Source organism: Oscillospiraceae bacterium (assembly GCA_031265355.1).
Classification (GTDB): Bacteria; Bacillota; Clostridia; order Oscillospirales; family UBA929; genus JAIRTA01.
The window spans coordinates 20,406-31,261 of sequence record JAISCT010000081.1 but is presented as its reverse complement, the minus strand read 5'-3'; the positions used below and the strand labels follow the sequence as shown (position 1 = coordinate 31,261).

Annotated in this window: 10 protein-coding genes; 7 read left to right on the top strand and 3 right to left on the bottom strand. The window is 59.0% G+C overall.

Annotated elements, in window-relative coordinates:
* The 3 genes from LBK75_12000 to LBK75_11990 all read right to left on the bottom strand — a co-directional run.
* On the bottom strand, positions 1-794 hold a 794-nt coding region (locus LBK75_12000; protein ID MDR1159002.1), incomplete at its 3' end, for an AAA family ATPase.
* Between the two features lie 117 nt (positions 795-911).
* A complete protein-coding gene (locus tag LBK75_11995) occupies positions 912-1,592 on the bottom strand; it encodes a response regulator transcription factor (GenBank protein ID MDR1159001.1) in 681 nt (226 codons plus the stop codon).
* On the bottom strand, positions 1,589-2,869 hold the full coding sequence (locus tag LBK75_11990; protein ID MDR1159000.1) for a HAMP domain-containing histidine kinase: 1,281 nt from the start codon (positions 2,867-2,869) through the stop codon (positions 1,589-1,591). Before LBK75_11990 ends, LBK75_11995 begins: the two co-directional genes overlap by 4 nt.
* A 352-nt stretch (positions 2,870-3,221) precedes the next feature.
* Between LBK75_11990 and LBK75_11985 the strand changes: the two genes are divergently transcribed.
* The 7 genes from LBK75_11985 (at position 3,222) to LBK75_11955 (ending at position 10,854) form a co-directional block, all read left to right on the top strand.
* Positions 3,222-4,151 (top strand): 1-phosphofructokinase family hexose kinase, encoded by a 930-nt coding sequence (locus LBK75_11985; GenBank protein MDR1158999.1) that lies wholly within the window; start codon positions 3,222-3,224, stop codon positions 4,149-4,151.
* Positions 4,152-4,177: 26 nt separating this feature from the next.
* Positions 4,178-5,446, top strand: a complete 1,269-nt coding sequence (locus tag LBK75_11980; GenBank protein MDR1158998.1) for a zinc-binding dehydrogenase — start codon at positions 4,178-4,180, stop codon at positions 5,444-5,446.
* Positions 5,447-5,553: 107 nt separating this feature from the next.
* Positions 5,554-6,417 carry a lipoyl synthase gene (gene lipA, locus LBK75_11975; protein MDR1158997.1) on the top strand — a complete coding sequence of 288 codons (864 nt, stop codon included), beginning with the start codon at positions 5,554-5,556 and terminating at the stop codon, positions 6,415-6,417.
* The gene (locus LBK75_11970; GenBank protein ID MDR1158996.1) at positions 6,414-7,388 is read left to right on the top strand and encodes a lipoate--protein ligase; all 975 of its coding nucleotides are present in this window, start codon (positions 6,414-6,416) and stop codon (positions 7,386-7,388) included. The genes lipA and LBK75_11970 overlap by 4 nt, the downstream gene beginning before the upstream one ends.
* A gap of 7 nt (positions 7,389-7,395) precedes the next feature.
* Positions 7,396-8,355 (top strand): AraC family transcriptional regulator, encoded by a 960-nt coding sequence (locus LBK75_11965; GenBank protein MDR1158995.1) that lies wholly within the window; start codon positions 7,396-7,398, stop codon positions 8,353-8,355.
* A 204-nt stretch (positions 8,356-8,559) separates the two neighbouring features.
* Entirely contained in the window at positions 8,560-9,804 is a 1,245-nt protein-coding gene (locus LBK75_11960) for an L-rhamnose isomerase (protein MDR1158994.1), read from the top strand.
* Between the two features lie 3 nt (positions 9,805-9,807).
* Positions 9,808-10,854, top strand: coding sequence for a class II aldolase/adducin family protein (locus LBK75_11955; GenBank protein MDR1158993.1), 1,047 nt, complete (start codon positions 9,808-9,810; stop codon positions 10,852-10,854).
* The last annotated feature ends 2 nt before the right edge of the window (positions 10,855-10,856 follow it).

Here is a 10,856-nt window from a genome sequence, read left to right as displayed (position 1 = left end):
CGCGCGCTTTTAGCGATTGCCGCGTACATGAATTTCTCGTTATTCTCTTTCGCAAGCTGCGGAACGATACTGCGAAACACTTGCAGTATGCGCCCGCTGTTGACTTTGCCGCTGTGTTTGGTGAAGTCGTTTTCGTATAATGAGATAATTTCCTCTTGTATCACGGAGATTTCTTCGGGGGCGGCGTTGTTGACCCAACTTTGAACGCACTCCGGCATCCCGCCGATAATCAGGTATTTTTTGTAATGCTCCGTCATCCTCTCGTGAAAAACCGAAACATAGTCCGCGCCCGATTTAACAGAGCAAAAATACCGATACATCCCCGCATCCGCAGCGGCCAAGTATTCCTCAAATGTCAACGGGTACACGTTCACCAGATTCACTTTCCCGACAGGGTACGACGCCGGATTGGCAAGATAAGTGCCGAGCAAACTACCCGCTGTGATGACATGGTACTCGTTCGCTTCCTCGTTAAAGTATTTCAGACCTCCCAACGCGTTCGGGCATTCCTGAATTTCATCCAAAATGATAAGAGTCTTTTCGGGCAATATCGTCTTGCCCCGAATCAATCCAAGCCGCTCCAAAATCAGCTTGGGGTCTTTTGTATCATCGAAGATTTTAACTGCGTCGGCGTCTCTGTCAAAGCTGACATAAACCGAATCACCATATGCTTCTCGCGCAAATTCCCGCATCAGCCAAGTCTTGCCGACCTGCCGCGCGCCTTTTAAGACAAGGGGCTTTCGGCGCGGACTGTCTTTCCATTTCACAAGCTCCCCAAAAACTTTTCTGTACATACGCGACACCTCCACGATCAAGCACTTTGCTTATCGGGATTTATTATGGCACGTTTTTAAGAAAAAATCAAGAGACATAGCTGCGTTTTTAAGAACTGTGGTACCGGGTGCCCCTACTTACCCCCGCCCCTCAAACACATATCCCCGTCCGCGTATCACGGCGATGTCATATCCGTGCGGTTCAAGTTTCTTCCGCAGCTTGGAAACGGTAACTTGAACAGTGTTTTTATCCCCGCCCATCGGTGTTTTCCAGATTTTTCCATATAGATATTCCGCGCTCACGGTTTTGCCCTCGTTCTGTGCGAGCAGCAAGAGCAGGGAAAACTCCTTCTGCGTCAGCAGCAAATCCTCGCCGCCGCAAAATGCCTGTCCCGCTACAACGTCCAGCTTCAGCAGCCCTTTCACCACTGTTTCGGGCACCCGCGCCGCCCGGCGCATGAGCGCGTCAACCCGCGCCCGAAGCTCTTTGAGGACGTAAGGCTTGCGCAGGAAATCGTCGCTCCCCATGTCTAAGCTCTCGCTCGATTTTTCCGGCGTTTGGTCGGCAGTCAGCACAAGCACCGGAACCCCGGATGTTTTACGCAGTTCCTCAAGGAAATCAAGGCCGTTGCCGTCCGGCAGCGCAATATCCAAAACAATCACGTCCGGCATACGAGTCCGAACCGCCGCCCGCGCCTCGGCTAAATTCATCGCCAATATAATATTGTAGCCGTGGCGCTCCAATATTTCTTTGTTGTTCATCTGCACCCGCCTGTTATCTTCCACAAGCAGAACCAATTGAGAATTACTATCCATCATTCTCCACTCTCCATTTTCGATTCTCCATTGTAAAGCGGTAAGGCAAAAGTCACGGCCGTTCCTTTGCCCGGCTTGCTCTCTATGCGGATCCAGCCGCCGTGTATGTCCTCCACAAACGCCTTGCAGATGGAAAGACCGTAGCCCGTGCCGTTCGATGTCACGCCGCGCTCCCATACATGAGGCAGAATTTCTGGGGCTATGCCCTCTCCCGTGTCCCGTATCGCGGCTTCAAGCCCACCCGCCGCCGCCCGGTTTAGCGACACGGTTATTTCACCGTTTCGGGTGTGTTTCGCCGCGTTTCCCATGATGTTGTATATCACTTGCAAAAGCATATCCCTGTTACCCGTCAGCTTTGGCAGGCTGTCGGAAATTTGGACGGACAAAGTATTGCCCTGCCTTTCAAGCAGAGGACGGAACGCCTCCGCGTTCGTCCGCAGCAGGGCGGCGAAGTCAACCGGCTCCATGTGGCGCCTGCCAACCTGCGCGGCGGCGAGGTCAAGGGAATTTTCGACCATGCGGGCAAGCCGGATGATCTCATCCTGCGCGTGTTCCAGCTTCTCCCGTATGTAGTTCTTATCCATGCTGAAATCCATCATATCGTCGGCGGCCTGCACGTCGCTGGAAATGACATTCAGCGGCGTTTTCATCTCATGGTGCATATCCTGGTAAAACTCTGTTTTCAGCTTGTCCAATTCCATAAGTCGCTCCTGCCTGTTGTCATAAATGCGGATGTACAGCAGGATAACCATCAGCAACAGCGCACTTGATACGATAATGCCCGAAATCATTTCAATCGCGAGGTTTGTTTCGTTGGCGAAAAAATTTACGGTGCCGGGCCGGAAGTATGCGATCAGGCAAGCGCCGGCATAAATGACAAACTCGGCCGTTATCGCGAGAATCCTGTCAATCCCGCTCAGCATCAAGGCGGTAAAAACGAAAGCGAAAACAAAGTAACACGGCATGCTGCTGTGATACCCGCCCCCCATAAAAAACATATAGGGGAAAGCCGCGATAAACACAATTATGACGGTGAGCCTGTAATAGAAACGATAATTGTTCTTTTTTCCGGCTCTATGCACAAAGTAAAGCGCCAACGCGGACATTGACAGATTGGCGATAACATTCACGGCGATTCCCGTAACGAGCGATGTAATCGCGGCGACAATTCCCGCCGCAGCCCCGCCGAAAGCAAGCAAATTGAATGCCTGCACGCTGAGGTCAAGATTTGGGTCAAAATATTTGCCCGCGATATTCGCAGTGCGATTGTTCTTTCGCATGAAAGCCGCTCCTTTACACATAAATCCCATTCCGTGGTATGCGGTCAGCCAACGGGAAGAGACGCGAATCCTTCTTTTCAGCGATTATATCATGACGGGTCGCAAAAATCACGGATTTTTGCCAAAGCAGTGTACTTTTGCTGTACTCTCCTGTGCCGTTAAACTCGGGGTATAGCATGCATGCAAACATCTTGCAACAAATTTTGTAAATTTCTTGCAAGATGTTTGGCGGAGATAGATGGCTCAGATGCTGTAGGCAAAGCGGTTCTGCTTGTAACCGGCCGCTTGGTCCTATATAATAAAAATGTAGAGCATGCTGGCTGTGCGCTATGATGAAAGATGGTGAGGAGCGATGATTGTCTGTGTGACGATGAATCCGGCGCTGGACAAAACGGCGGCGCTGACGAGACTTGTACCGGGGACGCTGAACCGTCTGCGACACGTGCGAGTGGACGCCGGCGGCAAGGGCGTCAACGTGAGCGGGATGGTGGCCGTGCTGGGCGGCGCGTCCGTTTGCACGGGTTTTGTGGGCGGCGAGACCGGCCGGGAGCTGCTCCGCCGGCTTGAGGCACGGGGGCTTGCGCACGACTTTCTGACTGTGGCGGGCGTCACCAGGACGAATTTGAAGGTGTTCGACGGGGAGAACCGCCTGACCGAATTGAACGAGCCGGGCCCCGGTGTGACGGACGCAGAGGTGGCGGCTTTGCTGGAAAAGACGCGTGCTCTCGCCCGGCGCGGCGACGTGGTGGTGCTCAGCGGCAGCCTGCCGCCGGGTGCCGGTATCGACACCTACCGTCTGTTCGCCGAGACACTGCGTACCGCCGGCTGCCGGGTGATCGTGGACGCGGAGGGGGAGCCCTTCCGCAGAGCCCTGGAGGCCCCGCCCCATGTCGTCAAGCCGAACCGTTTCGAGCTGCTACAGTACGGCGGCCTGCCAAGCGATACCCCGAACGAATACCTCCCGGCGCTGTGCCGGTCCCTGTTGGACAAGGGCATCGAATGGGTGGTGTTGAGTATGGGGCGGGACGGCGCGATGTTCTTTACCAGGCAGCGTGCCGTGTGGGCTCCAGCCCCGTCTGTCGAGGTGGGCTCCGCCGTCGGCGCCGGGGACAGCATGGTGGGGGCCATCGCCTGCGCGCTGCAGATGGGTCTTGGCTTCGAGGAGACGGTGCGCTTGGCCATGGCGGCCGCCCTTGGCGCTGTGACCACGCAGGGTACCCGCCCGCCCGCCAGGGCGTCGGTGGACAAATGGACGTTTCAGATCGAAATGCGGCCGGTTTGAGGCGATCCAAAAGGAGGGACACCCCCATGAGAACAAGAGCAGTGCGTCTGTATGGCGCGGACGACCTGAGACTGGAGGCGTTTGACCTACCGGCGATCCGAGACGACGAGATCCTGGTCAGGGTCATCAGCGACAGCATCTGTATGTCCACCTATAAGCTGCTGCGGCAGGGCAAGGCCCACAAGCGCTGCCCACCCAATGTAGATACAAACCCCATCATCATCGGCCACGAATTTGCGGGCGACATCGTGGCAGTGGGGGAGAAGTGGCGGCGCGAATTCAGGCCGGGCGAGAAATTTGCCCAGCAGCCGGCGCTGAACTACCGGGGTAAGTTGGACTCCCCGGGCTACTCCTACGAATACTGCGGCGGGGCCGCCACCTATTGCATCATGCCGAACGAGGCAATGGAATTGGGCTGTCTGCTGCACTACGGCGGCGACGCCTACTACGACGCGTCCCTCGGCGAGCCCATGAGCTGTATCATCGGCGGGTACAAGATGATGTACCACACGAACAAACAAAATTACGACCATGCGATGGGCGTCAAACCCGGGGGCGACATGCTGGTGCTGGGTGGTTGCGGCCCGATGGGGCTGGGCGCGTTGGAGTACCCGCTGTGCCTGGCGCAAAAGCCGGCCCGGATGGTGGTCGCCGATGCGGACGAGGGCCGCATCGAGCGAGCCAAACGGCTTATTTCCCCACAGACGGCTCGGGCACACGGCGTGGAGCTGATCTATGTGAATGCGCTGCGACCGGAAGGCAGCGCCGAGAATCTGCGGGCGCTGACCAGCGGCCGCGGCTACGACGACGTATTTGTGTACGCGCCCGTTCGGACACTGGCGGAGATGGGCGACGCGCTGCTGGCCTTCGACGGCTGTATGAATTTCTTTGCCGGTCCCTCCGATCCCGGCTTCAAGGCCTTGATCAATCTGTACAACTGCCACTACACGAGCACCCATATCCTGGGCAATACCGGCGGCAACACCGACGACATGAAGGAGGCGCTGGCGCTGTCCGCCGCGGAGCGGCTGCGCCCCTCGGTGATGGTCTCCCACATCTGTGGCATCGACGCCGTCGCCGGGGTGACGGCCCGCCTGCCGGAGATCCACGCCGGCAAGATCCTCAGCTACACCCATATCGATTTGCCTCTTACGGCCATCGACGATTTTGGAAAGCTGGGCGGGGACAACCCCCTGTTTGCCAAGTTGCACGAGAGCTGCGCCGCCCACAGCGGCCTCTGGAACAGCGAAGCGGAACAGATTCTTTTGGCGCATTTCCACGTGAAGCTGAGCTGAATCTTTACTTTGCGCGACACATCATGTAAAATGGGATCGATCCTGCAAAAAAATGACAAAAATGGCCCGGAGGATACAGCGCGGGCCGGGAGGGGGCGCCGTCGGGGATGACACAGGGCAAACCGGATTGGATCCGTTCTGTCTACAGGCCGCAGGCCACGGCGGAGATCCGCGCCCTCATGGCACAGCAGGGTTTGCACACGGTGTGCGACGAGGCCAACTGCCCCAATTTGGGGGCTTGCTACGGGCGGCGGACAGCCACTTTTATGCTCCTCGGCAATCTGTGCACGCGTGACTGCCGATTTTGCAACGTTGTCCACGGCGTCCCCGCGCCGCCGGACCCGGAGGAGCCGCGTCGTCTGGCGGAGACGGCGCGTGCACTGCAGCTCAGGCATGTGGTGGTGACGAGCGTCACGCGGGACGATCTCACGGACGGAGGGGCGTCGCAGTTTGCCGCTACGGTCCGCGCCCTGCGCGCGGCGGACCCGGACATAACGGTGGAGCTGTTGGTGCCGGATTTTGGAGGGCAGATACGGGACTTAGATACTGTTTTGGCAGCGCGGCCCGATGTGCTGAACCACAACCTTGAAACAGTGCGGGCCCTGTACTCGGCGGTGCGTCCCGGTGCGGACTACGCGCGCTCCCTCGCATTGCTGACCCATGCCAAGCGGCACTGCCCCGGGGTGCGCACGAAGTCCGGTCTCATGGTCGGATTGGGGGAGACCGAGCAGCAGATGGCCGAGGCGATGGACGACCTGCGGGCGGCCGGTTGCGATATCCTCACGGTGGGGCAGTATCTGCGTCCCTCCGAGCGGCATCTGGCGGTGCAGGCCTATGTGTCCCCCGCACAGTTTGAAGACTACCGGCGCATGGCCGAAGACAAGGGCTTTGCCTATGTCGTCAGCGGGCCGCTGGTGCGCAGCTCTTACCGCGCGGAGGAAGCGCTGCGAGGGCAGGAGGCGCTGTCTTGATCTACATAGAGACGGACAGTGTGGACCCGTATGAGAACTTCGCGCTGGAATCGTACCTGCTGACGGAGAAACGGCTGGCGGAGACAGTCTTTCTCTTTTGGCGCACACGGCCTACCGTTATGCTGGGTCGTCACCAGAACATTTACCGGGAGGTCAACCTGCCCTATGTGCGGGCGCGCGGCGTGCACCTGGTGCGCCGCCTCTCGGGCGGCGGAACCATTTACACCGACATGGGCGGCTGGCAGTTCAGCTTCATCGAGCCGGCCGCCGCGCGGGGCATCTCGTTTCAGCGGTATACGCAGCTGGTGGCCGGCGCGCTGCGCGGTCTGGGGGTGGACGTGCGCTTCACTGGACGCAACGACCTGATGGTGGACGGGAAAAAATGTTCCGGCAACGCCCAGTACGTCACCAGAGGCTATGTATTGCACCACGGCTCGCTCCTCTTTGACACCGACATTGCGGAGATGGAGGCGTGCACGGCGGTGGACGGGGGTAAGATACAGACCAAAGGAATCCGCTCGGTGCGTGAGCGGGTGATGAATCTCTCGACCTGTCTGTCTGCCATGGACGCGCCGGCATTTAAAGAGGCGATGGTTGCCGGAATTCTGCAGGACGGCGGGGTTTGCGCGCTGACAGAGGAGGACCGGGTGCGCGTTCAGAAGGAGACCGAGCATTTTCGGGACCGCGAGAAGATCTATGGACGTTCACCGGCGTGCCGGATTGTTCGGTCCGAACGCCTTGCGGGGGGGGTCCTTGAGGCCCATGTCGATGTGACGGGCGAGACGATCACGAAGCTCGCCCTGTGCGGGGATTTTTTCAGCGCGGTGGATGTGGACGGTTTGTGCCAGACGCTGGTCGGGTGCAAATACGACAAGGCGAACCTGTTGGCCCGATTGCGGGCGACAGGCTTTGCCGATGCACTGTACAACATCGCGCCCGAAGAAGTTGCCCGTGTGGTGGCAGGAGGGTGAGACGCGGATGGATTTTAAATTGCTGACGAAACTGGGCCGGGTCACTCAGGAGGAACAGCGATTGCGGAGCGGCGAGGCCATCGACCGCTCGATCTATTCCTCCAGCAGCAATTTTGTCATTTTGAGTGACAAGATGATCGAGAGCGGGAAGCTGATTGCCTTTCGGCCTCATACCCGTTTCGCGGATTTTCCTGAGCACACGCACAATTATGTCGAGATCATGTACATGTGCAGCGGGAGTACAAGACACATGTTGAACGGGCGTCTGCCCATCCACCTCAAAGATGGGGAACTGCTGTTTCTCAACCAATATGTCTCCCACTCTATCAAACGGGCCGAGTTTTGGGATGTGGCGATCAACTTTCTCGTACTGCCGAAGTTTTTCAACACGACGTTTGAGATGATTGGCTCTCATAACGTGCTGGGTCGGTTTTTGGCCGGTTGTCTGCAGCATGAGAGCAGCGACATCGACTACCTGCACTTTGTGGTGTCCGACATCCAGCCTATCCAAAATCTCATGGAAAATCTGGTGTGGAGCATTTTGGAACGGCAGCCGAACAACCGCCGCATCACGGAAGTCACGATGGGCTTGCTCTTTTTGCAGCTGCTGAACTATACAGGGCGGCTCGCCTTCCCCGACAAGCAGACGGACAACAGTCTTGTGCTGAATGTGTTGCAGGAGATCGAAGAAAATTACCATATGACATCCCTCACGGCGATGGCGGAGGCCTATCACGTCTCGCTGGCGTACCTCAGTTCCCTGGTGAAGAAGTCAACCGGCTCAACGTTTCGGGAATTATTGCGCCAGAAGCGTCTGACCAAGGCAGCCGACCTGCTGAAGACGACGGATCTGTCGATTCACGCCATCATCTCTCTGGTCGGCTACGAGAACAGCAGCTACTTTTATCACGCGTTCTACCGGCAGTTTGGTATGGACCCAAAAACGTACCGCAGCCAGGTCATGTAGTGGTCGGCACGACAGGCTCACAGCCCGCTCCACGCTCGGATATAAAACTAGGACGTGATTATTTTGAAAATTACGTCCTAGTTTCTCTTTTCAGGAGGAGATACAATAAAATTGAAGAAAGGCCGGCAGCGTGCCGGGTAATATCATCGAGGCCCGCTGGTGCGATGCGCGGCCCACATTTCGATAAAGAAGGAGCATATCTGGATGAGTGAATATTTGAAGGCAAAGGATGCCTACGCCGGCGTAGGCGTAGACACCGAGGCGGCACTGCGGACATTGTCGGACACGGCCATCAGCATCCACTGCTGGCAGGGGGACGACGTCATCGGATTTGAACATACCGGAGGCGTGCTGTCGGGCGGCATCCAGACCACGGGGCAGTATCCGGGCAGGGCTCGGAACCCGGAAGAGCTGATGGCCGACTTCGACAAGGCCGCCTCCTTGATTCCGGGGAAGAAGCGGATCAACCTGCACGCGAACTATGCGATTTTCGACGGCGCGCAGGCAGACAGGGACGCGCTGCAGCCGGAACACTTTGCGCAGTGGGTGGATTTTGCCCGTGCGCGCGGCCTCGGAATCGATTTCAACCCCACCTTCTTCAGCCACCCCATGGTGCGGGAGAACCTCACGCTGTCCAGTCCGGACAGGGCGGTGCGCGACTATTGGGTGCGGCATGGCGTCGCCTGCCGCCGCATCGCGTCCCACATCGCGGGGGCGTTGGGTATGCCAGTGCTCAACAACATCTGGGTACCGGACGGATACAAGGACACCCCCGCCGATCGGTTGGGGCCGCGCCTGCGGCTGCGGGAGAGCTTGGACCGTATCTTTGAGGAGCCCCTGCCGGGCGTCGTCGACAGCGTGGAGAGCAAGGTGTTCGGCATCGGTCTGGAGGCGTACACAGTGGGCAGCAGTGAGTTCTGCATCGGCTACGCCGCCGGCCGGCCGGGTGTGTACAACTTGCTTGACAGCGGGCATTATCATCCGACGGAGATGATCAGCGACAAGATCTCCAGCATGCTCACCTTTTTCGACAAGCTGCCGCTCCATGTGAGCCGGCCGGTGCGCTGGGACTCCGACCATGTGGTGCGGCTGGACGACGAAGTGCGGGAAATCGCCAGAGAGATCGTGCGCAACGACGCGCTGGAGCGGGTCCTGATTGGTCTCGACTTCTTCGACGCGTCCATCAACCGAATCGCGGCCTGGGTCATCGGCACGCGCAATATGCAAAAGGCGTTGCTGCTGGCCTTGTTGGAGCCGGCCGGATACCTGCGGACGCTCCAGGAGGAGAACCGTTTTACGGAGCTCCTGATGCTTCAAGAGGAGCTGAAGACATTCCCGTTCGGAGCGGTGTGGGACGAGTGGTGCACGCGCAGCCGGGTGCCGGTGGGTGCCGCTTGGTTCTCGGAAGTGCAAGCGTACGAACAGACAGTGTTGCGCAAAAGGGGGTAGTCGATGGACAGAGAGATCTTTTGGGAGACGCACCGGCGCGCGCTCGCCGCATTTGCCGACATGTCGGCGCGGATCGGCCGGCCGGAACATGTCCAGGGCGGTGGTGGTAATACCTCTGTCAAACTGTCCGACGGGCTGATGGCGGTCAAGGCCTCCGGGTTTCGTCTGGACGACATCACGCCCCGGCGGGGCTACGCCCTGCTGCGCTATCCGCCGGTGGCGGCGTTTTATGAGGAGACGGATCCGGCCGCGTTGGGGGACGAGGCGGAGCCGCGCGGCGCCGGCGTGGCCAAGGCGCACACCGTGACGTGGGAGGGCGAAACGCCCCTGCGGCCGTCGGTGGAGGCCGGTGCGCACGCTCTGCTCGACACCTATGTGGCGCACACGCACACGGTGTATGCGAATCTGGCGTGCTGCGCGCAGCGGCCCGAAGAGATTTTGCGCGAGGCGCTGGCAGACATCCCCTATTGTTTTGTTCCCTATGTGGACCCCGGCGCGCGGCTCTCGTTTGCCATCCGCCGGGCCGTGGCGCACAACCCGGCGGGGCAGCATCTGATCTTTTTGCAAAATCACGGGTTGATCGCCTCGGGGCCGACGGCGTCGGAGGCGTTGTGTCGGCACGAGGCGGTCTGCGCGGCGTTAAAAAACTGGTTCCGGGCGCCGGACTACCCGGCCGTCTCTCTCCAAGAGGAGGGGGAAAATCTCTACCGGTCCGCCACGCCGTTCCTCGCGGCGCACCGGAAAGATTACGGCCGTGCCCGGCTCATGGAGAGCTGCCTGTATCCGGATCAGCTTGTCTACCTCGCCCATCAGCCGGAGGAGGTGTTGGCGGGGGTGTATCGGATGGGGAAGACGGAGGCTCTGGCGCTGGAAGAACTGCTGACGGCCGTCGTCTACCTCTATGAGACGGCCGACGCCCGGGGTATCCGGCTTGTCCCGATGAGTGACGCGGCCAAGCAGTTCATCGACGGTTGGGAGAGCGAGGCATACCGGAAGTCGGTGGCCCGAGACACGCACGGAGGCGATGGGCGCCCAAACAGGAGGAATTGATG

Bases quoted from the DNA above. Each gene is read 5' to 3' on its own strand.
- LBK75_11995 (MDR1159001.1), bottom strand. From the start codon at position 1,592: ATGATGGATAGTAATTCTCAATTGGTTCTGCTTGTGGAAGATAACAGG.
- LBK75_11990 (MDR1159000.1), bottom strand. From the start codon at position 2,869: ATGCGAAAGAACAATCGCACTGCGAATATCGCGGGCAAATATTTTGAC.
- LBK75_11985 (MDR1158999.1), top strand. From the start codon at position 3,222: ATGATTGTCTGTGTGACGATGAATCCGGCGCTGGACAAAACGGCGGCG.
- LBK75_11980 (MDR1158998.1), top strand. From the start codon at position 4,178: ATGAGAACAAGAGCAGTGCGTCTGTATGGCGCGGACGACCTGAGACTG.
- lipA (MDR1158997.1), top strand. From the start codon at position 5,554: ATGACACAGGGCAAACCGGATTGGATCCGTTCTGTCTACAGGCCGCAG.
- LBK75_11965 (MDR1158995.1), top strand. From the start codon at position 7,396: ATGGATTTTAAATTGCTGACGAAACTGGGCCGGGTCACTCAGGAGGAA.
- LBK75_11960 (MDR1158994.1), top strand. From the start codon at position 8,560: ATGAGTGAATATTTGAAGGCAAAGGATGCCTACGCCGGCGTAGGCGTA.
- LBK75_11955 (MDR1158993.1), top strand. From the start codon at position 9,808: ATGGACAGAGAGATCTTTTGGGAGACGCACCGGCGCGCGCTCGCCGCA.